29 protein-coding genes are annotated in these 22,751 nt (G+C 67.7%); 9 read left to right on the top strand and 20 right to left on the bottom strand.

Features of this window, described 5'->3' with window-relative positions:
• Nucleotides 1-15 precede the first annotated feature (15 nt).
• The 14 genes from AB0O24_RS10395 to AB0O24_RS10330 all read right to left on the bottom strand — a co-directional run bounded on the left by AB0O24_RS10395 (nucleotide 16) and on the right by AB0O24_RS10330 (nucleotide 6,000).
• Nucleotides 16-693 (bottom strand): hypothetical protein, encoded by a 678-nt coding sequence (locus tag AB0O24_RS10395; RefSeq protein ID WP_363374668.1) that lies wholly within the window; start codon nucleotides 691-693, stop codon nucleotides 16-18.
• 24 nt (nucleotides 694-717) lie between these two features.
• Nucleotides 718-843: a hypothetical protein gene (locus tag AB0O24_RS10390; protein ID WP_363374665.1), complete on the bottom strand. Its 126-nt coding sequence runs from the start codon at nucleotides 841-843 to the stop codon at nucleotides 718-720.
• A 345-nt stretch (nucleotides 844-1,188) separates the two neighbouring features.
• Nucleotides 1,189-1,743, bottom strand: coding sequence for a hypothetical protein (locus AB0O24_RS10385; RefSeq protein ID WP_363374662.1), 555 nt, complete (start codon nucleotides 1,741-1,743; stop codon nucleotides 1,189-1,191).
• 2 nt (nucleotides 1,744-1,745) lie between these two features.
• On the bottom strand, nucleotides 1,746-2,132 hold the full coding sequence (locus AB0O24_RS10380; protein ID WP_363374660.1) for a hypothetical protein: 387 nt from the start codon (nucleotides 2,130-2,132) through the stop codon (nucleotides 1,746-1,748).
• On the bottom strand, nucleotides 2,129-2,458 hold the full coding sequence (locus tag AB0O24_RS10375; RefSeq protein ID WP_363374658.1) for a hypothetical protein: 330 nt from the start codon (nucleotides 2,456-2,458) through the stop codon (nucleotides 2,129-2,131). The genes AB0O24_RS10380 and AB0O24_RS10375 overlap by 4 nt, the downstream gene beginning before the upstream one ends.
• A 63-nt stretch (nucleotides 2,459-2,521) precedes the next feature.
• Entirely contained in the window at nucleotides 2,522-2,854 is a 333-nt protein-coding gene (locus AB0O24_RS10370) for a WhiB family transcriptional regulator (RefSeq protein WP_363374656.1), read from the bottom strand.
• Nucleotides 2,855-3,047: 193 nt separating this feature from the next.
• Nucleotides 3,048-3,746, bottom strand: coding sequence for a hypothetical protein (locus tag AB0O24_RS10365; protein ID WP_363374653.1), 699 nt, complete (start codon nucleotides 3,744-3,746; stop codon nucleotides 3,048-3,050).
• A 133-nt stretch (nucleotides 3,747-3,879) separates the two neighbouring features.
• Nucleotides 3,880-4,146, bottom strand: coding sequence for a hypothetical protein (locus tag AB0O24_RS10360; protein WP_363374651.1), 267 nt, complete (start codon nucleotides 4,144-4,146; stop codon nucleotides 3,880-3,882).
• Nucleotides 4,143-4,424 (bottom strand): helix-turn-helix transcriptional regulator, encoded by a 282-nt coding sequence (locus AB0O24_RS10355; RefSeq protein ID WP_363374648.1) that lies wholly within the window; start codon nucleotides 4,422-4,424, stop codon nucleotides 4,143-4,145. The genes AB0O24_RS10360 and AB0O24_RS10355 overlap by 4 nt, the downstream gene beginning before the upstream one ends.
• A complete protein-coding gene (locus AB0O24_RS10350) occupies nucleotides 4,424-4,738 on the bottom strand; it encodes a helix-turn-helix domain-containing protein (protein WP_363374867.1) in 315 nt (104 codons plus the stop codon). Before AB0O24_RS10350 ends, AB0O24_RS10355 begins: the two co-directional genes overlap by 1 nt.
• Before the next feature lie 59 nt (nucleotides 4,739-4,797).
• On the bottom strand, nucleotides 4,798-5,175 hold the full coding sequence (locus AB0O24_RS10345) for a hypothetical protein (RefSeq protein WP_363374645.1): 378 nt from the start codon (nucleotides 5,173-5,175) through the stop codon (nucleotides 4,798-4,800).
• A complete protein-coding gene (locus tag AB0O24_RS10340) occupies nucleotides 5,175-5,597 on the bottom strand; it encodes a hypothetical protein (protein ID WP_363374644.1) in 423 nt (140 codons plus the stop codon). Before AB0O24_RS10340 ends, AB0O24_RS10345 begins: the two co-directional genes overlap by 1 nt.
• Before the next feature lie 11 nt (nucleotides 5,598-5,608).
• Entirely contained in the window at nucleotides 5,609-5,806 is a 198-nt protein-coding gene (locus AB0O24_RS10335; protein WP_363374641.1) for a hypothetical protein, read from the bottom strand.
• Nucleotides 5,806-6,000, bottom strand: a complete 195-nt coding sequence (locus AB0O24_RS10330; protein ID WP_363374638.1) for a helix-turn-helix domain-containing protein — start codon at nucleotides 5,998-6,000, stop codon at nucleotides 5,806-5,808. Before AB0O24_RS10330 ends, AB0O24_RS10335 begins: the two co-directional genes overlap by 1 nt.
• A 113-nt stretch (nucleotides 6,001-6,113) precedes the next feature.
• Here AB0O24_RS10330 and AB0O24_RS10325 point away from each other — a divergent pair, with 113 nt between their 5' ends.
• Nucleotides 6,114-6,644: a helix-turn-helix transcriptional regulator gene (locus tag AB0O24_RS10325; protein WP_363374635.1), complete on the top strand. Its 531-nt coding sequence runs from the start codon at nucleotides 6,114-6,116 to the stop codon at nucleotides 6,642-6,644.
• Nucleotides 6,619-7,701, top strand: coding sequence for a site-specific integrase (locus tag AB0O24_RS10320; protein ID WP_363374633.1), 1,083 nt, complete (start codon nucleotides 6,619-6,621; stop codon nucleotides 7,699-7,701). Before AB0O24_RS10325 ends, AB0O24_RS10320 begins: the two co-directional genes overlap by 26 nt.
• Nucleotides 7,702-7,747: 46 nt before the next feature.
• Here the strand turns inward: AB0O24_RS10320 and glnA are convergent, their stop codons facing one another.
• Complete coding sequence (gene glnA, locus AB0O24_RS10315; protein ID WP_058595647.1) at nucleotides 7,748-9,172, bottom strand: type I glutamate--ammonia ligase; 1,425 nt, start codon at nucleotides 9,170-9,172, stop codon at nucleotides 7,748-7,750.
• Nucleotides 9,173-9,303: 131 nt separating this feature from the next.
• On the opposite strand from glnA, the gene AB0O24_RS10310 reads away from it, so the two are divergent.
• On the top strand, nucleotides 9,304-9,732 hold the full coding sequence (locus AB0O24_RS10310) for an RDD family protein (protein WP_241493728.1): 429 nt from the start codon (nucleotides 9,304-9,306) through the stop codon (nucleotides 9,730-9,732).
• A 40-nt stretch (nucleotides 9,733-9,772) separates the two neighbouring features.
• Here the strand turns inward: AB0O24_RS10310 and AB0O24_RS10305 are convergent, their stop codons facing one another.
• The gene (locus AB0O24_RS10305; RefSeq protein ID WP_275797350.1) at nucleotides 9,773-10,483 is read right to left on the bottom strand and encodes a DUF4191 domain-containing protein; all 711 of its coding nucleotides are present in this window, start codon (nucleotides 10,481-10,483) and stop codon (nucleotides 9,773-9,775) included.
• A 122-nt stretch (nucleotides 10,484-10,605) separates the two neighbouring features.
• Here AB0O24_RS10305 and AB0O24_RS10300 point away from each other — a divergent pair, with 122 nt between their 5' ends.
• Nucleotides 10,606-11,700, top strand: coding sequence for a hypothetical protein (locus AB0O24_RS10300; protein ID WP_363374629.1), 1,095 nt, complete (start codon nucleotides 10,606-10,608; stop codon nucleotides 11,698-11,700).
• A 17-nt stretch (nucleotides 11,701-11,717) separates the two neighbouring features.
• On the opposite strand, the gene sucB is transcribed toward AB0O24_RS10300, so the two are convergent.
• The 3 genes from sucB to AB0O24_RS10285 are packed head-to-tail and all read right to left on the bottom strand — an operon-like array spanning nucleotide 11,718 to nucleotide 16,321.
• Nucleotides 11,718-13,436: a 2-oxoglutarate dehydrogenase, E2 component, dihydrolipoamide succinyltransferase gene (gene sucB / locus AB0O24_RS10295; protein ID WP_363374626.1), complete on the bottom strand. Its 1,719-nt coding sequence runs from the start codon at nucleotides 13,434-13,436 to the stop codon at nucleotides 11,718-11,720.
• 54 nt (nucleotides 13,437-13,490) lie between these two features.
• Complete coding sequence (gene lpdA, locus AB0O24_RS10290; RefSeq protein ID WP_363374623.1) at nucleotides 13,491-14,864, bottom strand: dihydrolipoyl dehydrogenase; 1,374 nt, start codon at nucleotides 14,862-14,864, stop codon at nucleotides 13,491-13,493.
• Nucleotides 14,861-16,321, bottom strand: coding sequence for a leucyl aminopeptidase (locus AB0O24_RS10285; RefSeq protein WP_363374621.1), 1,461 nt, complete (start codon nucleotides 16,319-16,321; stop codon nucleotides 14,861-14,863). Before AB0O24_RS10285 ends, lpdA begins: the two co-directional genes overlap by 4 nt.
• Nucleotides 16,322-16,406: 85 nt before the next feature.
• Between AB0O24_RS10285 and AB0O24_RS10280 the strand changes: the two genes are divergently transcribed.
• The 3 genes from AB0O24_RS10280 (at nucleotide 16,407) to AB0O24_RS10270 (ending at nucleotide 19,589) form a co-directional block, all read left to right on the top strand.
• Nucleotides 16,407-17,333, top strand: a complete 927-nt coding sequence (locus AB0O24_RS10280; protein WP_058595653.1) for a PAC2 family protein — start codon at nucleotides 16,407-16,409, stop codon at nucleotides 17,331-17,333.
• Nucleotides 17,334-17,583: 250 nt separating this feature from the next.
• Nucleotides 17,584-18,894, top strand: coding sequence for an RNA polymerase sigma factor (locus AB0O24_RS10275; protein ID WP_275797360.1), 1,311 nt, complete (start codon nucleotides 17,584-17,586; stop codon nucleotides 18,892-18,894).
• Nucleotides 18,891-19,589, top strand: a complete 699-nt coding sequence (locus AB0O24_RS10270) for a coenzyme F420-0:L-glutamate ligase (protein WP_058614644.1) — start codon at nucleotides 18,891-18,893, stop codon at nucleotides 19,587-19,589. The genes AB0O24_RS10275 and AB0O24_RS10270 overlap by 4 nt, the downstream gene beginning before the upstream one ends.
• 336 nt (nucleotides 19,590-19,925) lie before the next feature.
• Here the strand turns inward: AB0O24_RS10270 and AB0O24_RS10265 are convergent, their stop codons facing one another.
• Nucleotides 19,926-20,948, bottom strand: a complete 1,023-nt coding sequence (locus AB0O24_RS10265; protein WP_275801178.1) for a sugar-transfer associated ATP-grasp domain-containing protein — start codon at nucleotides 20,946-20,948, stop codon at nucleotides 19,926-19,928.
• 45 nt (nucleotides 20,949-20,993) lie between these two features.
• On the opposite strand from AB0O24_RS10265, the gene AB0O24_RS10260 reads away from it, so the two are divergent.
• Entirely contained in the window at nucleotides 20,994-21,629 is a 636-nt protein-coding gene (locus tag AB0O24_RS10260; RefSeq protein ID WP_363374617.1) for an alanine racemase C-terminal domain-containing protein, read from the top strand.
• Nucleotides 21,626-22,751: alanine racemase (locus AB0O24_RS10255; protein ID WP_363374614.1), on the top strand; the 1,126-nt coding region annotated here is incomplete at its 3' end. The genes AB0O24_RS10260 and AB0O24_RS10255, both read left to right, overlap by 4 nt.

The following is a 22,751-nucleotide window of genomic DNA, read 5'->3' as shown; positions in this document are numbered from 1 at the left end:
GCGGTGCTCCTCCGGTCAGGTTCCGTCTGACTGGCGGAGGTATCCGTCAGTCCCGATTAGCAGTGCACCGAGAGGGAGGCCAGTGCCGGCGATCGTCGCCACCGCCCCGGGTGACATGCGGATGCCGTTCCCGTCGATCTGCACGACGTCGCCGCCGTGCTGGATGCGGGCGTAGGCGTCGGACACCTGTACGACACTGTTGCCGAGGAAGACCTGCACGGTGGTCCCGTCCGTGAAGACCTGGGCGCCATTAGGGAAAATCACCGCGCCGCCGTGCTCGGTGGGATCCAGGAGCATGTCGCCGACGAGAACCTTGCCGCCGTCTTGCACGGACATGTTGCCGGTGACGGCGATATCACCTTCAAGGCCAAGGTTGCCGGTGATGCGGGTGTCCCCGTCGATCTGCAACGTTCCGACGATGGTCGTCGGCCCCTCGATGGACCCGGACCCCACGATGCGCCACCCGGAGCCGGTGAGCAGGAACGTCCCATTGATCGTCATGGTCCCGTCGATGCTCGCCGACCCGACGACGACGAACTGGCCACCGGAGTCGATCATCAACGTGCCGCCGATGAACCGCATCCGGCCGTAGGAGATCGACGAGCTCTCGAGGAACGACCCGGACTCGAGCTTGCGGAGCCGGTAGAAGATGTCCTTGATCCACCCGACGACATCGTTGAGGCTGGCTGCCATTGCTTATCCCTTCGGTGTTTGTGCTCACCAGATCGGTGAGGCGGTGACCCGGGCGAGGTCGGCGTAGATGGGTGACTCGGCGCTGTGCAGACGTGCTCGTGCCTCTGCGAGCGTGAGGTTGCCCTTGTACTGGTTGCACTTGCGGTGCATGAGGTGACAGTTCGCTCGGTCGTATGGTGAGCCACCTCGTGAGCGTGGGATGTCCTCGTCCACCTCGCCGCGCATGGGGTGAGGGATGCAACCTGTGCAGTCGCTTGTGGGGCACTTCACGCCGTGCTCACCTGGCGTGCTGGCCAGGGTGCGGTCTACGCCTTTGTCGCACAGTGCGCAGGTTCTCTCCTCTGCGCGCACACGCTTGACCAACGCCCGCCGTCTCGCGCCGTTTGCGTTCGTGGTGGCGTACCGCTGCACTGTCACGCGGCGGGAAGTTTCGATCGTGGGTTCATACTCACGCCCCGGTGTTGGACCTCGAAGTTCAGGTGGCTGAGCTGCGGGTCAGAGGACGACGCCGCCGCCGAACTGGTAGTTCCAGGAACCGGTCAACTGTGCGCCGAGGTTGTTCTTGAAGTTGAGCAGGTCGCGCAGGTCGGTGATGTAGGTCTCGAGAGCGGGGTTCTCTGCTGAGTAGGCAGCGACGACTTCCGCCCAGCCTTGATCGAACGCTCGTCCGAGGAGGGCTCGTGCCATGCCGTCGTCCTTGTTGACCAGTGCTCGCTGCATGGCGGTGAGCGCGGGTCGCTGTTCCTCGATCTTGTCGGCGCGTTCCTGCGCGTCGCGGAACGTGATGACTGCCTCGGGCGAGGTGCCGGCGGTTCCGTAGATTTGCCGCTGCAGGAATCGGACGTGATCGTTGACCATCTGCTGTTCCCGAGCGGCGAGGTCGGCGAGCTGGGGCCTGACTTCGTCTGTGATGTGTGCGGCCTGCTCGCGCTTGGCGAGGTCGGTCAGGCGGGGGTCTTCCTGGACAGCCTTGATGCGTGCACGTCCGGAACTGGAAATGCGCAGCGCGTCGGCACGGTTGGCTTCGATCTTGTCGTCGAGGGCTTTCAAGCTCACGGTGTTTTCCTTCTGCTCGTTATGTACGCGGCGGCGTCTGCCGCGGTGATGATCCACACCCGGGCCGGTTTCGTGGCGGTGAGTTCCCCAGCCGCGATGTCTTTGCGGATGGTGCGCTCCGCCCGCCCCGTTGCCTTCCCGAGTTGTCGGATCGTCCACACCACACGATCCGGGAATGCCGTCGAATGCCGCCGCTCAGGGCCGTTGACGGCATTCGTCTCTTGCGCGAGGCGCACCTGGTGCATGTGCACGAGGAGGCGGTACAGGGTGTCGTCGCCGAGGCGGTGGCGCACACGGAGCTTCTCAAGGCCGGCGGCGCGCCACAGCATGTCGACCTCAGCGGGGGTGAGGGTGATGCTCGGCCCTCGCGAGACAAAGCTCACCGCTCGCTCCGCTCGAGCACCTGCCGCGGGGTCGGGAGACCGAACAGGCCGTGGACGACAGCCCTCGACCGGTATGTGTCGAGAAGACGGGTCAGCCCGTCGCGCAGATCCACGATCGCGTCGGCGCCCATCGCCGCGTTCTTCGCACCGCGGCCGATCCGCGCGGTGAGCTCGCATGTCCGCGATTCTGCGCCGTCGCGGAGCGTCAGCCGCCCGGTCAGCCCCGCTGTGATCGCGTACTCCTCGAAATGGGACGCCTCGTCGGCGGGGTCCGTGTGGTCGTTCTGGCACCACCGGTAGTCGCAGCGCGCCATATCCTCATCCATTCCGTTCCTCCTCTCGGTCTGATCTGGCCTTGGAGGTCGCGTTTCCAGCGCGACCTGACCGGGTCAACAGGGCACCTCCTGTTCGATGAGGTCGCCGTTCTCGTCCACGGGTGTCACCTCCTCGACGTCGCATTCCGGGGTGCGACCGGTATGGCGTTCCCGGAGCGTCCCGGCCCAGAATCCGGCGTGCGGTTTCGCGGTGCGGGCGTAGTCGCCGCACATGTCGAACAAGGGGCACCGGTTGCAGACCATCCGCATGCGCTGCATATCGGTGGGGATGAGTTGAACGCGGTCTGCGATGAACATCTCGTCGCCCTCGCACGCCGGGGGTGTATCTACACCGGCGAGGGTGAGGGCCTCAAGCTTTGCGGCCGCTTCGTCGGATCGGCGGGTCACAGGGCGTGCTCCCTTCGCGCTGCAAGCCACGCCGGCGAGTACTCCGCCACCTGACCGTCGTCACGGGTGCCACAGGGGCACCAGCCCGAGAGCGGGGTAAAGCGGTGACGGTGGCCGACGAGAGGGCTGGACGGTCGCATTTCCGATGCGACCCCTCCGCCGAGATCGGCGTACGTCTCGCTCGCCACGGCGGTCACGCTGCTGTCAATCGACGTCGGAGTACAGCAGCCGGGTTGTTCGCACCCGTGATGGGCGCCTCGGTGGCGTGCTTGATGTTGAGGTACCCGGCCCACGGGTCGCCGTTGCCGAGGCTGTACGCGAAGTCCAGGAGCTCGGTTTCTGAGAGGGGGAGGGAGCGCTCAGCCCGGAGTTTGCCGAGAGCCGATCTCGCGTTCGGCTCGTTCTTGTGGATCGGCCTGCTGCTTCCTACTTGTTCCTTTACTCCTAGGGGGGACGCTGACCGTCCCGCATTCGACCGCTCACCGTCCCCCTTTCTCCCGCTCACCGTCCCCCTTTCTGGGTTATTAACAGGACGGTCAGCGTCCTCCAATTCGGGGTTACTAACAGGACGGTGACCGTCCTCCTTTTCTGGTCTGAGGGGCTTCTCCCCGTCGAGGAGGTAGTGAGATGCTCGACGGCCTCGGGACGCCTTTGTGGAGCGCGTGAGGTTCGCGGCGGTGAGCGGCGCGAGGGCCCGGGTGACGGCCTTGTGACCGGCTTCCCCGTCGTTGCCGAGGGCGCGCGCCATGTCGTCCCGGCCGCCGTAGTAGACGGGGTTCTCGTCGTTGTCCATCGCCACGACGGCCATGTATACGAAGAGGCGGGTTGGCGCATGATCGAGTCCGACGTTCTTGGCGAGCGTGAAGGCTGCTTTGACGAGGCCGGCGCCCATCAGACGGTGCCCCGCGTGGTCGGGCTCGACTTCCCGTATTGCCATGATGTCTCTCTCATCGTTTGGTCCTGTCGAGGGGTTCCCGTGTGGCCCGGCGTGCCCTCCGGGCCACACAGAAGAAGGGCGGGTGAGGTTAAACGTCGCGATCGCGGAGCTGCTCGTCGACGTCGGGGAGGCGGCGCAGGCGAGGGCGCGCCTCGATGCGGTCCCATTCCTCGGCGAGCGTCAGGAGGCGGTGTGCGATGGCTCGCGCGCTTCCGCGGCTCAGGTGGGGATCCTCAAGCGTGTCGACGTAGATGGTGGCGGGTTCGCCGGTTTCGACGTCGCGTGAGAGGTGGATGACTTCCTCGGCGAACTCGGCGTCGAAGCGGTCGGGTTCGGGGATGGTGATGGTGGTCATGCGTTCTCCTTGGCCTCGTGTGTTCGTTCGGTGACTTCGAAGGGATCGACTCGGTAGATGACGCACAGCGCGAAGTACTCGCTCATCGGCAGGTCTGCCGTCGCACGCTCGATCCGGGAGAGGGTCGAGCGGTGCAGAGTCAATCGCTCTGAGGAGAGGCGACGCACCGTCTCCGTCTGCGTGATCCCGCGGCGTATCCGCGCCTCCTGCAAGGTCTTTGCGATCGAGCGAGCGAACGGTCCCGGGTTGGGGGTGGCACGGTGGATGCGGTGAGCCATCACGCCATCGCCTTCTCGGTTCGGTTGCTCTTCGCGATCAGGGCGCCGAAGCGCCCCTTCTCCTCTTGGGTCCAGCCGTAGCCGGGTAGGACATGAGCGAGGTGTCGGCGGCACCGACCGATGGTCCGCCCAACCTCTTTGTATGACGCGCCGTCCTGCAGCATCGCGAGGGCTCGAGCCTTCTCGTCCTCTGTGATCGGTCGGTTGCGGGGACGAAGAACGATTCCTAACTCCGCCCGCCACCGCCCGACCGTACGAGGGGTCACCCCGAGACGAGTCGCGATTTCGGACGCGCTCATCCCTGCTGCGCTCATCTGCCGCAGGGCCGGCGCGACCTCCGGGAGCATGCTCGCCCGCCCGACGTGCGCGGCCATCAGGAGACCACCTTCTGGCCCGCGTCGATCATCATTTCCAGCTCGAGCTGCACGAGAGGATCGTCGATGGAGTTGCCGAACATGCCGTACGTCAGCCATCGTCGACGATCCCCGGGGAAGCGGCGGCGAAACAGTGCCCCCTCGGCGTCGAGACGCTCGAAGAGGTGATCGAGGTCGCCGTAGTGCGCGGCATTCTCCACGGCCCTCTTGCGGTCCGCGTCGGTCGCGTTCGAGAAGTGAGCGAGGGTGTAGCCCGTCTCTCCCGACAGGCGGGCAATGCGGTAGTGCACCCGGATGAGGTCCGACCCTCCGACGCTTTCGGAGAGGTACACCTTGTTCCGGGTGTCTTCCGCGCTGATCGTCAGCAGCCCGGGCATCAGAGGTTCCCGCCAATCGCGGTGTAAACGTCGCCGGTCGAGAGCCCCGCGTCGACCGCCGCGGTTCGGAGCTCGCTCACCGTCGCGTCGGACCCGAGCGCCACGGCCGCAGCCATCAGTCCGACGGCGACGCGCGCCGCCCGCTCCGGGGTGAAGCTCACATCTTCGGAGTCATTCCCGGTGAGGCAGACGCGGGGCTCATCCAGCACCGTCAGGGCGCCCACGGCGTAGATGAACCACTGTTCGATCGTGACTTCTCCGACCTCGCGGACGAACACGACCGACTCGACCTCGCGGTAGCTGTAGTCGAGGTGGATGCGCTCGGCGTCCGCCCACGACGGGCGCGCCGCGGTCACCAGTGCCTCGTGAGTGGCGATCCACTCGCGCGACGCCTCGCTCTGTGCTTTAATGGGGTTACTCAATTCGGTGCCTCCTATGGCATCTGACCGCCGGTAGCTGCTCGAACAGCTCCGGCGGTTTCTTCGTGCACGAGAGCCGCTCGCGCCTCGGAGCGGGATGCGAACCCGCCGAAAGTGATCCCGCACAGCGTCTCGACGCCCTCGACCACGACCGTGCAGCGAGCTGCATAGCCGTCGCCACGCTCGACCGTGACGACCTTGTGCCCGCGCATCAGCTCGCCGCCTCGAAGCCCGACTCAACAAAGGCGTCGAGATCCTCGGGCTTGACGACCACACGGCCGCCGACCTTCCCGGCCTTGAGTTGGCCGTCGTTGATGAGCCACCGAACAGCGGCGACACTTCGCCGCAACTCGGTAGCGACCTCGTCGAGGAACAGGTACCGGACCTGCAGCTTCTCTGGCGACATCTCATCCTCCTTGGGTCTCACCATGAGCCCGTTCGAGAATTACAGCACGATTCCCCTCAGGTTTCAACACAATTCGTTTGCGGGATTTTGAGTCAGGCTCGTATGGTGAAGTCATGCCCGCGAATGACGACGAGTCCTACATCCGCCTAATGCAAGAGCAGATCGACGAACTCCCGTCCAACCGCGAGATGCTCCTGCACACCGAGTACGTGATGGTCGACAAGTTCCGGATGATGCGCGAGGAGCGCGGTTGGTCCCAGAAAGATCTGGCCGACGAGGTCAACCGCTACGGCCTCGACTTCCATCAGTCGACCATCGCGAAGCTTGAGGGCCATAAGCGCCCCCTCCGCGTCGCCGAGATGTTCGCTCTCTCGTACGTGTTCAGAATGCCGCCGGCCGCCGTCTTCCTGATGGCCTACTCGGAATTCGAGTTCAATGGTCTCGACGAGCTCACCAGAATGATCGAGCGCGAAGAGCGCCATCGCGCGGAGACGCGGGATCTGCTCATGAGCCAGCTTGAGAACTTCATCGACTCATTGACCGAGAGCGAGATCCGCATGAAGAACCTCGCTGACATCATGCGACGCGTCTCTACTCGCGGGTCGGATGGTGGCGAACATGGCGTCGATCAAGCAGAGGCCTGACGGCTCCTGGCGCGCACGCTATCGCGGCCCGGACGGTAAAGAGTACGCGAAGCACGCGAAGCTCAAGCGAGAGGCGCAGGCGTGGCTCGACGAGGCGACAGCGGCGATGCAGGCGGGGACGTGGGTCGATCCCCGGACGTCGAAGATGACGATGGGGGAGTGGCTCGACCGCTGGGAGGCCGGGTACGCCGGCAACAAGTCGGGCACGGTGAAGTCTGCCGCTGTGCACCTGAGGCTCATCCGGGCGAAGTTCGGCACGCGCCAGCTCCGCACAATCCGTCCATCCGACGTGAAGACGTGGATGGCGGAGCTGTCCGAGAAGTACGCCCGATCGTACGTGTACGCGATTCACCGGCGCCTCGGCCAGGTGTTCACGGACGCGATGCATGACGGCGTGATCGCCCGTTCGCCGGTCTCTCGCCGCACGAGCCCACCCACGCCGACTCAGCGACCGTACGTCGCCACCACGGCCCAGGTCTGGGCGCTCTACGACACCCTCCCGCGCGCTTACCGCAACCTCGTGCTCCTCGGAGCCTTCGCCGGCCTCCGCGCGGGCGAGATCGCCGCTCTCACCCGCGACGACGTCGACTGGGATGCTCCGGCCATCACCGTGAGCGTGCAGCACGACGGCGCCGAGCTGAAGTCGGAGACATCGAGCGGCACAGTCCCGATCCCCGCCGAACTCGCGACGATGCTCAAGGCCGACGCGGGGGAGTCGAAGATCGTTCCCGGCGTCTTCGGTCGCGGGGTCACCGCCTGGCACCTGAACGACGTGTGGTCCGAGACGAGGGCAAAGGTCGACGGCCTACCGGACGGCTTCCGAATCCAGGATCTCCGGCACTATTTCGCAAGCCTGCTCATCGCCGCCGGCCTCGACATCAAGGTGGTTCAGACGCGGATGCGGCACGCCTCGCCCGTCATCACGCTACGGACCTACGCTCACCTGTGGCCGGACACGGACGACACGTCGCGCGCGGCCGTGGCGGACGTTTTGAGCGCGCGAAAGAGCCCCCCGGGTGCGGACCCGAAGGGCTCTTCGTCAGATTCTGCGGACTAAACGCGGACCGGAGTCCCGTTCTGCCCCGGAATCTCGGTGCTGGCGGCTACACCCCGAAGTACAGTTCGTACTCGAACGGGTGCGGACGCTGAGCGATCGGCTGGATCTCGTTCTCGATCTTGTACTCGATCCAGGTCTCGATGAGCTCCTCGGTGAAGACGCCACCGGCGAGCAGGAACTCGTGGTCGGCGCGGAGGGCCTCGAGCGAGTCGAGCAGCGAGTTCGGAACCTGCGGGATGTTCTTCGCCTCTTCGGCCGGGAGCTCGTAGAGGTCCTTGTCGACGGGCTCGTGCGGCTCGATGCGGTTCTTGATGCCGTCGATGCCGGCCATCAGCTGAGCGGCGAACGCGAGGTACGGGTTACCCGAGGCGTCGGGGGCGCGGAACTCGATGCGCTTGGCCTTCGGGTTCGTGCCCGTGATCGGGATACGGATCGCCGCCGAGCGGTTACCGGCCGAGTACACCAGGTTGACCGGCGCCTCGAAGCCCTTCACCAGGCGGTGGTAGCTGTTGAGGGTCGGGTTGGTGAAGGCGAGCACGGCGGGGGCGTGAGCCAGGATGCCGCCGATGTACCAGCGGGCGATGTCGGAGAGGCCGCCGTAGCCGGTCTCGTCGTAGAACAGCGGCTTGCCGTCGTTCCACAGCGACTGGTGGGTGTGCATGCCCGAACCGTTGTCGCCGAAGAGCGGCTTCGGCATGAAGGTGGCGACCTTGCCCCACTCTTCAGCGGTGTTCTTGACGATGTACTTGAACTTCAGGATGTCGTCGGCCGCGTGCACCATGGTGTCGAAGCGGTAGTTGATCTCGGCCTGGCCGCCGGTGCCGACCTCGTGGTGGGCGCGCTCGAGGATGAGGCCCGCGTCGATCAGCTTGAGGCTGATGTCGTCGCGCAGGTCAGCCTGCTTGTCGACGGGAGAGACCGGGAAGTAGCCACCCTTGTAGGGCGTCTTGTTGGCGAGGTTTCCGCCCTCTTCGACGCGGCCCGTGTTCCAGGCGCCTTCCTCGGAGTCGACCGAGTAGAAGCTCGCGTTCTGCTTCACTTCGTAGCGGACGTCGTCGAAGATGTAGAACTCGGCCTCGGGAGCGAAGAAGGCGGTGTCGGCGATGCCGGTGGAGGCGAGGTACTTCTCAGCCTTCTTGGCGACCTGACGCGGGTCCTTCGAGTAGATCTCGCCGTTGCGCGGGTTGTAGATGTCGAAGACCATGACGAGCGTCTTCGCCTCGCGGAACGGGTCGAGGTACGCCGTCGTCACGTCGGGGATGAGCTGCATGTCCGACTCGTGGATGTTCGCGAACCCGCGGATCGACGAGCCATCGAACAGCTGTCCGACGGTGAAGAACTCCTCGTCGACGGTCGAGGCGGGGATGTTGAAGTGCTGCTGCACACCAGGAAGGTCCGTGAAACGGATGTCGAGGAACTTGACGTCCTCGTCCTGGATGAACTTCAGCACCTCGGACGAATCTTTGAACATGAAGACTCCAGAGGTAGAACATTCGGGATGGGCGGGCCGCGGCTCGCCTCCTCGACCATACCCAGAACCGGTGTCTCGGTCATATCTCGCATGTTTCGGGGATGTTACGCGGACCCGATTACGCTGGGGTCGTGACCGCTGCGACCGACAACGAATATCCGGGCCAGCGGCTCGGCCTTCCCCGCGAGGGCCGCGGCTCCATCGCCCGGCCCGGACGGCGCATCGCCGCCCTGTTGATCGACGTCGCGAGCGCCGGTCTCATCGGCTTCGCCTTCTTCTCGAGCCCCGATCCTGTGACCGGCGTGCCGTTTGCGAATCCCATCGCGACGAACCTCATCTTCTTCGCCGTGCAGATTCTGTTCATCCCGTTGATCGGCGGAAGCCCGGGGCACCGACTCATGGGGATGCGTCTCGAATTGGCATCCGGGGGATGGGTGGGCGTGTGGCGCCCGATCGTCCGCACGATCCTTCTGGCGCTCGTGATCCCCGCGGTGGTGTGGGACTCAGACCAGAGAGGTCTGCACGACAAGGCCGTCGGAACGGTTCTCGTCCGCAGTTGACAGCAGAAAGGCCCCGCCTCGGCGGGGCCTTCCTCGTGGGTCAACGGGGGCGCGGTGCCCGCATCTTGTTCGGGTCGACGCCCTTCGGGATCGGCAGCGAGGCCAGGCCCTGCGAGACGGAGGAAACGCGCTTGATGACGGCCGCCATGGTGGCACGGTCGACCTTCTTCGGCAGCGCCTTGATCCTCGAGGCGAGGTCCTTGATGGCGACCTCGTCCTCGCCGTGACCGACGTAGATGACCGTGATGGGCACGCCGGTGGCGACGCGCTGCACGCGGGCTCGCTCTTCACCCATGAGCCGGGAAAGTCGCGTGCGCGATCCCTCGCCGATGAGGACGACACCGCCGCGGCCAATTGCACGGTAGACCGCTTCCTGCGTGCGGGGGTTCACGCCGATGGGCGTTTCCGACGCCTGCCAGTTGCGGCCGAGCGACGACGACAGGACGTGGCCGGTGGCCCCCGGCATCCCGTCGATCTTCTTGTACATCGCGTGGGTCGACAGGCGCGTCATCGTGATCATTCCGCCCAGGATGCCGGCCAGCAGGCCCGTGAAGCCCCACAGGATCACGCTCCAGACGGCCACCGGCGGGATGAGGAACCCGATCAGCACGCCGAGCGCGGCGCCCACCAGTACGATGCCGGCCAGCGCGAACGGGAGCCAGCGGTACTCCTTCTGCGTGAAGGTGTAGAGCGTGCGAAGCTGCGAGAAGAATCCCGGACGCTTCTCAGGGGTGGTGGTACGAGCGGCCATAGGAACGATTCTATCTTCGCGCGTGACGCCGCCTCTCCTCCCCAGCCGGTCGATGCTCCGCTCTGTCCACGATTGCCCTCGTGAATGCCGCGCGCGGTCGCGGGAAAGCGCACGATCGACGGATGATCGCGTCTGCCGCCCCTCCCGTCGTCGAACGCCTCGACGACTACCTCCACCGCCGCTCACGGAGCGGTCTTCCGCTGTCGCCCGGCGAGGTCGTGACCCTCGCGGTGGGTGTTCTGCGCGGATGCCATCGCGCGGAAGACCGCTCCCATCGAGGCTTCTGGGCGCTGACGGCCCGGGGCTGTCCGACACTGCTGGATGAGGGAGAGGGCGAGGGCGACGACGTCCTGGCCGAGACGGCTCGCGTTCTCGCGCGCCTTGCGGACATGACCGATCGCGACGGACGGCCCCTCGTCGAGCGTGCACGGGACACCGTGTTGACCGACCCTCCCCGCGCCTGGGAGGAGGCGGAACGACGACTCTTCGCGTGGGCCGATCCTGTTCCCCTGGTCCTCGGCCCCCTCGCGCCGATCGTCGCGGCCGACACCGGACCCGTTAGGGCTCCCGCGGCCTCGGCATCCGGCTTCCTCACCACCGTCGATGCGGACGTGGCGACCATGGTCGCCGAAGCCGTGCGCGACGTGCGTGAGAAGCTGCGCCGTGTCCGCCACCTCCGCTGGATCACGTTCGGCGCCGTGGCGGTCGCCACCGCGCTCGTGCTCGGATTGCTCCTTCCGTCCTCCGCACCTGCGTCGATTCCCGCCGGCGATCCCGGCCCGTCCGCCACCACGTGGGCGGACGAAGAGATTCCGGATGCCACGCCTCCGGCGACGCCGACTCCGTCCGGTCATCCGACGGTTCTCGATCTCGGCGGTACGACCCACCTCCTCGACGTACAGACGCGCACACCGGCGCCGTCGGAGACCTCGGCGGACGGGGAGATCGTCGCCTCCGCGCGCGCACTGCTCGAATTGTATGCGGCATGCGCCGGAGAGCCGGGATGCGAGCAGCGGCTCAGAGAGGGTCGAGCAGCCGGCGACGACGAGACACCGATGAACCCGGCCGTCGCGGACATCACCCTGGTCGATGACTTCGGGGGACTCGCTGTCTTCCGTCTGGACGCTGGCGATCGACGACAATACGTGACGCTCGTGCGCGACAAAGACCGATGGCTGGTCCGCGCCGTCAGATCGGGCACGGACCAGCCATCATGAGCCGGTTGCAGCGGGGATCAGATCCCGAGGTCTCCCTCGAACTGAGCCGCCTCGAGGCGTGCCTTCACCGCGCCGAGGAAGCGAGCGGCGTCCGCACCGTCGATGATGCGGTGATCGTAGGAGAGCGCCAGGTACACGTACGAGCGCACGGCGATCGCATCCTTGCCGTCGACCGAGACGACACCCGGCTTCTTCACCACGGCACCGAGGCCGAGGATCGCCGACTGCGGCAGGAAGACGATGGGCGTGTCGAACAGCGCGCCGCGCGAACCGGTGTTGGTCAGCGTGAACGTGCCGCCGGCGAGCTCGTCGGGCTTCAGCTTGTTGTCACGGGTGCGAGCCGCCAGGTCGGCGATCTCGCGCGCGAGCTGAGCGATGTTCTTCTCACCCGCGTCCTTGACGACCGGCGTCAGCAGACCACGCTCGGTGTCGACGGCGATCGCGACGTTCTCCTGGGCGGGGTAGACGATCTCGTCGCCCTCGACCGTCGAGTTGATGATCGGGAAGGCCTTGAGGGCCTCGATCGCCGCGATGGCGAAGAACGGCAGGAACGAGAGCTTGTCGCCCGTCTTCTGCTGGAACTCGCCCTTCACGCGGTCACGGAGCGCCGCGACCTTCGTCACGTCGACCTCGACGACGGTCGTGAGCTGCGCGGTGGCCTGCATCGATGCGACGGCGCGTTCGGCGATGACCTTGCGCAGACGCGACATCTTCTGCGTCGTGCCGCGAAGCGGCGACACCTCGACAGGCGCAGGAGCAGACGGAGCAGCAGCCGCGGGAGCCGCCGCCGGAGCCGACTTCGCGGCCTCGGCCGCCTTCAGGACGTCTTCCTTGCGGATGCGTCCACCGACTCCGCTCCCCTTGACCGTGGTCAAGTCGACGCCCTGCTGCTGGGCGAGACGCCGGACGAGCGGGGTGACGTAGGTGACGTCATCGTTGGACGAGACTGCGGGCGCCTGCTCGGCGGGCTTCTCCGCGGCCGGAGCCGGGGCCTCGGCGGGCTTCTCGGCGGCGGGCTGCGGAGCGGGCTTCTCTTCCACGGCGGGAGCGGGCTGCTCGGCCGGCTTCTCCTCGGCGGCCGGGGCGGGCGCGGGAGCCTCGGCAGGAGCGGGAGCACCGCTGCCGATGCGCGCGAGCGTGGCGCCAACGGCAACCGTCTCGTCTTCCTGGACGACGATCTCCTGGAGGGTTCCGGCGACCGGCGAGGGGATCTCGGTGTCGACCTTGTCGGTCGAGATCTCGAGCAGCGGCTCGTCCACGGCGACATCGTCGCCGACGGCCTTCAGCCAGCGCGTGACGGTGCCCTCGGTGACGCTCTCACCGAGCTCGGGGAGCTTGACGTCCGTCGCGTCGCCGGACGACGCCGGGGAGGGCTGTGCGGCTGCTGCCGGAGCCTCGGCGGGGGCAGCCTCCTCGGCGGGGGCTTCCTCCTGCGCGGCAGCCTCCTCCTGAGCGGCGGGCGCGGCCTCGGGCGCGGCGTCCGACGAACCGGCGCCGGACCCGTCGCCGATCTTCGCCAGCACGGCGCCGACCTCGACGGTCTCGTCTTCTTGCACGAGGATCTCTTCGATCACGCCCGAAACGGGCGAGGGGATCTCGGTGTCGACCTTGTCGGTCGAGATCTCCAGCAGACCCTCGTCCTCCTGGACGGTGTCACCGACCTGCTTCAGCCAGCGGGTGACCGTTCCCTCGGTCACGCTCTCGCCGAGAGCGGGGAGGACGACGGAAGTGCTCATGGATATGTCTCCTTCGTACCGGATGCGGTATCTAGCTTAGTGACCGGTTCGTGGTCAAAGTGCGTGCAGGGGCTTTCCGGCGAGAGCCAAGAAGGCTTCGCCGAGCGCCTCGCTCTGGGTGGGGTGCGCGTGGACGAACGGCGCGATGTCTTCCGGGTGGGCCTCCCAGCCCACCGCGAGCTGGGCCTCGGTGATCAGTTCGCCCACGCGGTCGCCCACGAGATGCGCACCGACGACCGGCCCGTCGACCCGCCGGACGATCTTGACGATCCCCGACGTTCCGATGATCTCACTCCGGCCGTTCCCGGCGAGGTTGTACTCGTAGGCGCGGACGGCCTCGGATCCGTAACGATCCTGTGCCTGGGCCTCGGTGAGACCGACGGACGCGACCTCCGGGTGCGAGTAGGCGACGCGAGGGACGTCGGAGTCGGAGACGAGCACGGGAGACAGGCCCGCAATCTCCTCCGCGACGAAGATGCCCTGCTGGAAGCCCCGGTGCGCCAGTTGCAGTCCGGGCACGATGTCGCCTACCGCCCAGACGTGGGCGGCTGCGGTGCGCAGACGTTCGTCGGTCTGCACGAAACCGCGGTCGAGGACGACACCGGCCTCCTCGTAGCCGAGGCCGGCGGTGGCCGGACCCCGGCCGACCGCCACCAGGACGTAGTCCGCCGACAGCTCCGCCCCGTCATCGAGGACCACGGTGATGCCGTGCTCGTCCTGTCGCGCCGAGTCGAATCGCCGACCGAGCCGGAACTCGATGCCCCGCTTGCGGAACGCGCGCTCGAGGGCCTTGCTGGATGCGACATCCTCCGCGGGCAGGAGGTGGGGGAGTGCCTCGACGATCGTGACGTCGACGCCGAAAGAGCGCCAGACGCTCGCGAACTCGACGCCGATGACGCCGCCGCCCAGAACGACGACGCGCTGCGGGACCACGTCGAGGTCGAGAGCCTGCTCGCTGGTGAGAACGCGCCCCCCGATCTCGAGCCCGGGAAGGCTGCGGCTGTACGACCCCGTCGCCAGAATCACATCGGCGCCCCGGTAGAGGTCGGCGCCGACGCGCACCGCCGGTCCGGTCTCGAGGGATCCCTCCCCGCGGACGACGCGAATGCCGCGCGCCGAGATGAGCCCCTCGAGCCCTTTGAACTTCTTGGCCACGATGCCCTCGCGGTAAGCGCGCACCCCGGCCGGGTCGATGCCGGTCAAACTCGCGTTCACGCCGATGTTCGCCGCATCGCGTGCCGCATCCGCGACCTCGGCCGCGTGCAGAAGGGCCTTGGTCGGGATGCAGCCCCGATGCAGGCACGTGCCCCCGAGCTTGTCCTTCTCGACGAGGACCACGTCCTTGCCCAGCTCGGCGAGACGAAGGGCAGCGGCGTACCCGCCGCTCCCACCCCCGAGGACGACGACGTCGGCGGAGTACTCGGTCATCGCGAGCTCGCCAGCAGCTCGACCAGCGAACGAACCGTCGCCGCCGTGACGCCCTTGTCGGTGTACCCGAACGGAGCACCCTTGTTCATTCCCACACCCGCGATGTCGAGGTGCACCCACGGGATGCGGGGGGCGTCGGCCTCGTCCGAGACCCGGCCGACGAAGTGGCGGAGGAAGAGCCCCGCGAAGAGCGAGCCTCCCGCCGGGTCGCCGATCTTGGCGTTCTGCAGGTCCGCGATGGGCGAGTCGAGGTCGTCGACCATGTGCGCCGGGAGCGGCAGCTGCCAGGCGAGCTCCGAGGCACGCGACGCGGCGGAGAGGTACTCGGCGACAGCGTCGTCTTCGCCCATCACGCCGGTGTGCCGGTTTCCGAGCGCGATCGTGATCGCGCCGGTGAGCGTGGCGACGTCGACGAGCAGATCGGGCCGCTCACGGCTCGCGGCAGCGAGGCCGTCGGCGAGCACGAGACGACCTTCGGCATCCGTGTTCAACACCTCCACGGTCGTCCCGTCGAGCGTGCGGAGCACGTCACCGGGACGCGTGGCCCGACCCGACGGCATGTTGTCGGCGATGCACAGCCACGCGCTCACCCGAACGGGCAGGGACATCTCGGCGGCGGCCTTGAGCACCGCGAGGACCGTCGCCGCACCGCACATGTCGTACTTCATGCCGACCATCGAGGCGGCGGGCTTCAGCGACAGGCCGCCGGTGTCGAACGTGATGCCCTTGCCGACGAGGGCGACGTGACGCTGCGCCCCGGTGGGGGAGTAGTCGAGGCGGACGAGGCGAGGCGGGCGGTCCGAGCCCTGACCGACACCCAGGATGCCGCCGTACCCGCCGTCGCGAAGCGCTTCCTCGTCGAGCACCTCGACGTCGACGGGCAGACCGGCGACCGCCTCGACCGCCGCGTCGGCGAAATCGGCGGGACCGAGCCACTCGGCGGGCGTGGTGACCAGATCCTTCACGAGAGCGACCGCGCCCGAGATGGCTGCCACGGCGACGACGTCCTCGTCGGCTGGGGCGTCGGACGAGAACACCGTGACGCGCTGCGCGCGGGTCTTCGGCGACTCCTTCTTGTATCCCGCGAAACGGTAGCCACCGAGGGCCGCCCCTTCGGCCAGCGGCCGCCATGCGGACGGCACCAGCGCCTGAACCGCGACGTGCTCGAAGCCCGTGAGCTGGCGCAGCCCTGCACCCGCCGCGTCGCGGAGGGCGGCGGCATCCGGATCGCTCCCCGCACCCACGACAGCGAGCGGCGTGGTGACCCCGGGCACATGCACCCGCTGGAACGAGCCGGGAGCTCCGGTGAATCCGACGGCCGTCAGAGCGGCACCGAGTCCGTTCCACTCCGCGGGGTCTGCACCTTCGCCCACAGGCTTGGCGACCACCAGAAGAATCGCATCGGCATCGGACTCGCGCAGGGGGGCGCTTGTGTGCGCCACGGAAGGAAAGGGCATGTCGTCCATCCTAGGTTCGCGTGTGTTCGCTAGCAGCGGGACGCTCCGGACCCCGACGTCCGACCCGGCTCGTAAGCTGGGGGGCATGCCGTATTCCGCACCGCTGTACGATCGCGCACCCTCCGCGCCGCCGGTGCCCTCGGGGCTTCCCCTGGTGATCGCGCTCACGGGGTTCACCGACGCCGGCGGGGCCGTCACCCGGCTCGTCGAGTACTTCCGCAACGACCTGGAGCCCCACGCCGTCGTCGCGTTCGACAACGACACGCTGCTCGACTACCGCGCTCGGCGCCCCTTGATCACATTCGTCGAAGACCACCTCAGCGACTACCGGCCGCCGCGGCTCGAGCTGTCGCTCGCCCACGACTCCCTGGGCAGCCCCTTCCTCCTCTTGGCGGGATACGAACCGGACTTCCTCTGGGAAGCCTTCGCCGAGAGCGTCCTCGAGCTCAGCGCCGGACTCCAGGTGTCGTCCGTGACGTGGGTGCACGCCATCCCGCTCCCCGTTCCGCACACGCGGCCGATCGGCACCACGGTCAGCGGCACGCGCTCCGATCTCGCCGAAGCGCACTCCGTCTGGCGCCCTCACACGCAGGTGCCCTCGACAGTCGGCCACCTGCTCGAGTACCGCTTCGCGGAGGCCGGCGCCAAGGTCGCCGGGTTCGCGCTACTGGTTCCGCACTATCTCGCCGACACCGAGTACCCCGCTGCCACCCTCGCCGCCCTCGACAGCCTCACGGTGGCCACCGGACTCGTCTTCTCCGGAGAAGTGCTGCGCGAGGAGAACCGCGACTTCCTCACGAAGGTGACCGAGCAGGTCACCGCGAGCGACGAGCTCACGCGCATGCTGCAGGGCCTCGAGGAACGCTACGACTCCTACATGGCCGGTTCGACCCAGGCGACGCCGATCATTCACACGGGTGATCTCCCCAGCGCCGACGAGCTGGCGGCCGAACTCGAGCGCTTCCTGGCGTCCGGTCCGAGCGACGACGACCGGCGCGGACCCCTCGGCTGATCCCGCTCCGCGCGGTCCGCGCATCCGAGAGCGCTTCTCGCGGAATGTGGGGACGCTCCTCCGCGTTACTACGCATAGATCCCCGGTGCGCGTCAAGTCCCGCGTCGAGGATGTGAGACAATGAAGAACCTGACCCGTTGTCATCCGGTCCAGGAGCCCCGCTCCTCGGCTCCGGACTTGACAAGGGTCTTACTAGTGTCCGAGAACGACCGGCGGCCGTGCAACGTACGTTCCCGGTGAAAGGCGAAACGTGGCAGGCACGAACACCAAGACCCGCTCCCGGAGTGCGAAGGACACCGACCTCGACACTTCCGAGGAGGCCGTGACGACGTCGACGAAGACGCCGGCGAAGAAGGCCCCCGCCAAGGCCAAGGCCACACCGGCCAAGGCCAAGACGAAGGCGAAGAAGGACGACGACCTCGAAGACGAAGAAGAGGTCGACGAAGAGGTCGATGTCGAACTCGACACCGACGACGACACCGACGACGACGACGAGGCGAAGCCCGCGGCGAAGAAGTCCGACGACGACAGCGACGACGACGACGAGACCCCGGCTGCGCCCGCCGAGGCCCTGCCGACCGGCGCGATCGTCATCTCGTCGAGCGACGAGGACGACGTTCCCGTCTACTCGGCGCAGATCACCGGCGCCACGGCCGACCCGGTCAAGGACTACCTGAAGCAGATCGGCAAGGTCCCGCTCCTGAACGCGGCCGAAGAGGTCGAGCTCGCGATGCGTATCGAGGCGGGCCTGTTCGCCGAAGAGAAGCTGTCGAACATGTCGGCGGCCGAGAAGACGAGCCAGCTGGGCCTCGACCTGCAGTGGGTCGCCCGCGACGGTCAGCGTGCGAAGAGCCACCTGCTCGGCGCCAACCTCCGTCTGGTCGTCTCGCTCGCCAAGCGCTACACCGGTCGCGGCATGCAGTTCCTCGATCTCATCCAGGAGGGCAACCTCGGCCTCATCCGTGCGGTCGAGAAGTTCGACTACACCAAGGGCTTCAAGTTCTCGACCTACGCCACCTGGTGGATCCGTCAGGCGATCACGCGCGCGATGGCCGACCAGGCCCGCACCATCCGCATCCCCGTGCACATGGTCGAGGTCATCAACAAGCTCGCTCGCGTCCAGCGCCAGATGCTGCAGGACCTCGGTCGCGAACCGACGCCCGAAGAGCTGAGCCGCGAACTCGACATGACCCCCGAGAAGGTCATCGAGGTGCAGAAGTACGGCCGCGAACCCATCTCGCTGCACACGCCCCTCGGCGAAGACGGTGACAGCGAGTTCGGTGACCTCATCGAGGACACCGAGGCGGTCGTCCCCGCCGACGCGGTGGGCTTCACGATGCTGCAGCGTCAGCTCGAGTCGCTCCTCGACTCGCTCAGCGAGCGCGAGGCGGGCGTGATCCGCATGCGCTTCGGCCTCGGCGACGGACAGCCCAAGACCCTCGACCAGATCGGCGACACGTTCGGCGTCACGCGCGAGCGCATCCGTCAGATCGAGTCGAAGACGATGGCGAAGCTTCGTCACCCGTCGCGTTCGCAGTCGCTCCGGGACTACCTCGAATGAGCGGCGAGGCCAACGCCGGCAAGGCGCTCACCCGCACCGTCGACGGCACGTCGTACGCGCGCATCCCGATCCGCACGCGGGTCGTCATGCCGGGCGACGATCTCGACGCGTTCATCCTCGAGTATGCGAAGGACGCCGTGCAGCCGGGCGACCTGCTGTTCGTCACCGAGAAGATCGTCGCGATCACGCAGGGGCGCTCCTTCAAGCTCGACTCGATCAAGCCCCGCAAGCTCGCGCTCTTCCTCTCGAAGTACGTCACGCGCACGCCTTACGGCATCGGTCTCGGCATGCCCGAGACGATGGAGATGGCGCTGCGCGAATGCGGCACGCCTCGCATCCTGTTCGCCGCGGCCGTCTCGGCCGTGACGAAGGCGTTCGGACGCAAGGGCGACTTCTACCGCATCGCCGGCGACAAGGCGCGCGCGATCGACGGCCCCACCAAGGGCACGATCCCGCCCTACAACCAGGCCGTGGTTCTCGGACCGGAGCGCCCCCGTGAGGTCGCCGCGCGTCTGAAGTCGCTGCTCGGCATCGACCTCGATGTCGCCGTCGTCGACATCAACGACCTCGGCGGCAACATCCTGGGGTCGACGCTCGACAAGGCCGGCGAGAAGCGTCTCGTCGCGATCCTGAAGGACAACCCGCTCGGGCAGGGACACGAGTCCACGCCGCTCGGCATCGTCCGTCCCAGCTGACTCAGCCCGTCGAAGGCCCGCCCCGTTCTCGGGGCGGGCCTTTCGCGTTTCCGGATGCCACATCCCCACCGTCCACGCCCATCGCGGGAATGGTTTGCCGCAGTTGTGCGGCAACGACCCCTCCGACCGCCCATCTGCGGCGAACGAGCGGCTCGATGTAGTCACGCGCCCGGTGACTTGCCGCACATATGCGGCAACGGCCACCATGGGCGCCCTTCTGCGGCAAATGAGCGGGGGCTCGAGGTAGTCACGCGCGCGGCGACTTGCCGCAGTTGTGCGGCAACGGCCCCGCGAGGCCCACCCCCGTCGCGGGAGCGGGCCCCGCGGCATCCGGTGTCAGAAACCGATCGCGGCCCGATAACGCGGCTTGTGACCCGTGCGGATACCGGTGACGCTCGGCTTGTTCTCGTACACGCCCGCACCCCAGTTGCCCTCGACGAGCACGGGCCCGTCGGGGCCGACGACGATGTCCCACCCGACGTACTGCACCTGCGGCACGACGCGGGCGACCTGGTCGACGAATGCCCTGACCTCGTCGATCATCGGCAGCTGGAAGTCGGCGATGCGCACGCCCGAGTCGGGGTGCAGCTCGTGCACGTGCCCGTGCGAGTCGTAGCCGGCCCCGAGGGCGTGGCCGTTCTCGTCGAGCATCGTGTAGAAGCCGCCGAAGGTCATCTGGTCGCTGACCGCGCCGCGGCCGAACTTCTGCGCCATCGCCAGGATGTGCGTGGTCGACCCGTCGAAGAACGCCGTGACGCGGGTGGTGTTGACGGTGCCGGGGCAGACGGCCGCGAGGTCGTCGTGCTGGCGGATGACCTCTTCGACCAGGATCTCGCCGCGCTCCAGCAGACCGCGGTGGAACGCGTCCCAGTCCTCGACCTCGGCCGCGTGGTACCGGTGCACGCCGGTGCCGGCCTGACCGACCGGCTCCTTCGTCACGATGGTGCCCAGGCGCTCGGTGAAGGCGCGCAGGTCGTCGGCGTTGTCGGCATCCACGACCATCCACTCACGGCGCAGGAAATCGCTGAACCGGCGGTCGAACTCCACCTTGTCCTGGAAGATCCCGCGGTAGTCCGGGTGGTCGTACTTCTGCGAGATCTGATTCGACACCGGGTGCGTCATGTACGTCGCGCGTTCCGCGGGGGTGAGGATCGCGAAGTCGTAGTCGATGTAGTCCTGGAACCCGACGTTCTTCACTCCCGCCTGGTAGAGCATGTCGGCGACCACCAGCGGCAGGGACTTGCCGTGCTGCTCGGACGCTTCCTTCGCTCGCTCGACCACCGACCCGACGTCGATACGGCGGGCGCGTCCGGCGAGGTAGCGCAGACGGGTGACGGGGGAGAAGCCCTGCTTAGGCATGCACGCTCCGGGGTCGGGGATCACGGACCCCGTTAGTCTAGATGTGTGACCTCCACGCTCCCTGCTCGCGCGTCCGCCGCCGGGGGAGTCGCTCCGATCGCGTGGGTCTCCGAGGCTGCGTTGCGCCACAACGCACCCCTGGCCGTGGGTGGCGACGACGACGTTCTCGCCGCCGACGCGTGGGGTCACGGTGCCGAGTGGGTGGCATCCGTTCTCGCCGGACAAGGGATGGATGCCACGGCCCTCGACGCCCCGACCCTGTTCGGCCTGCCCGGAACGCACGCGCGGCCCGTGATGTCGCTCCGCGGCCGGGCGCTGGGCACGAAGCCCCTCCTCCGCGGCGAGGGCGTGTCGTACGGGTATACGCACCGCGCCCCGCGAGACACGACGGTCGCGTTGGTCACCGGGGGATACGCGCAGGGAGTCGTTCGCTCTCTCGGCAACGCCGTGACCGTGTCGATCGACGGACGGCGGCACCGCATCGTCGGTCGCGTGGCCATGGACGTCTCGGTCATCGACATCGGCGAGACGACGATCGCTCGCGGAGCGGAGGTCGTGTTCTTCGGCGACCCCGCGATCGGCCAGCCTTCCCTCGAGGAATGGACGGATGCCACGGGCTGGACCGCGGCCGAGATCGTCGCCGCCGTGGGTGTCCGCGCCGAACGGCGAGTCGCCGCGTGAGCGCCGAGTACCGCGTCGACCTCGACGCCTTCACCCGAAACCTGCGTCGCGTGCGCGAGGCGGTGGCCCCGGCGCAGCACATGTTCGTCGTGAAGGACGACGCGTACGCGCACGGGCTCGACGTGCTCGTCCGTCGCGCCTGGAACGAGGGCGTGCGCTGGTTCGGAGCCTTCGACGTCATCACCGGCGCGGCGGTCCGGGCGGCGACGGGACCGGATGCGCGCATCTTCGTGTGGCTCATCGGCGGGGCCGATGACCTGGCCGCGGGGATCGCGGCCGACCTCGACCTGGGTATCGGAGACCAGGCGCTCCTCGACGACCTGGCCGCTCTCGACACCCGAGGCGTCGCCCGCGTGCACCTCAAGATCGACACGGGGCTCCACCGCAACGGCATCCGTCCGGAGGCGTGGGGCGCGGCTCTCGTCCAGACGTCCGCCCTCGTGGCCGCGGAGCGAGCCCGGTTCGAGGGCATCTGGTCGCATATCTCCGAAGCCTCGGATGCCGATGACGACGATGCCCGCGCGCTGTTCCTCTCCGCGCGGGAGGCGGCCCGCACCGCCGGCTTGGAGCCTCGCTTCTCGCACCTGGCCGCCAGTGCGGCGGGCTTCGCCCGTGGCGAGTTCCGCGAAGACCTGGTGCGCGTCGGCGCGTTCTCGTACGGCATCCGACCGGCGGGCGGGCCGGGGGAGACCGAGCTCGGGATCGAGCCGATCTCCACGCTCGTCGCGACCGTCACCGCGGTGGATCCGGAGCACGTGCGCCTCGATGTCGGGAGCCTGCACGGTCTGCCGAGCGCCCTGTCGGGCCGCTTCGACGTCGCGACGACCGCCGGTCCTCGCCGGGTCGAGGCGATCGGTCTCACCTCCCTCACCGTCGCGCCGTGGGACGCGGTCGTCGGCGAGACGGTCCCCGTCTTCGGCCGCGACGCACTGGCGAGCGCGACCGACCTCGCGGAGCTGATCGACACGATCGGCGAGGAGATCGCGCTCCGCGTTTCGCCCGTCGTCCCTCGCGTCTACGCGGGGCAGGGGCTTATAGGCAAGAACGTGTGGATGGCTCGGGCGTGTCAGCTCCGTCCTGCCCATCCGGTTCGGATCCAGAGGCCTTCCTCGGCGGTGACGG

It is taken from the genome of Microbacterium sp. NPDC086615 (assembly GCF_040686055.1).
Lineage (GTDB): Bacteria > Actinomycetota > Actinomycetes > Actinomycetales > Microbacteriaceae > Microbacterium.
Note: the sequence above shows the minus strand (reverse complement) of the source record. Positions and strands in the feature narration are given on the sequence as shown.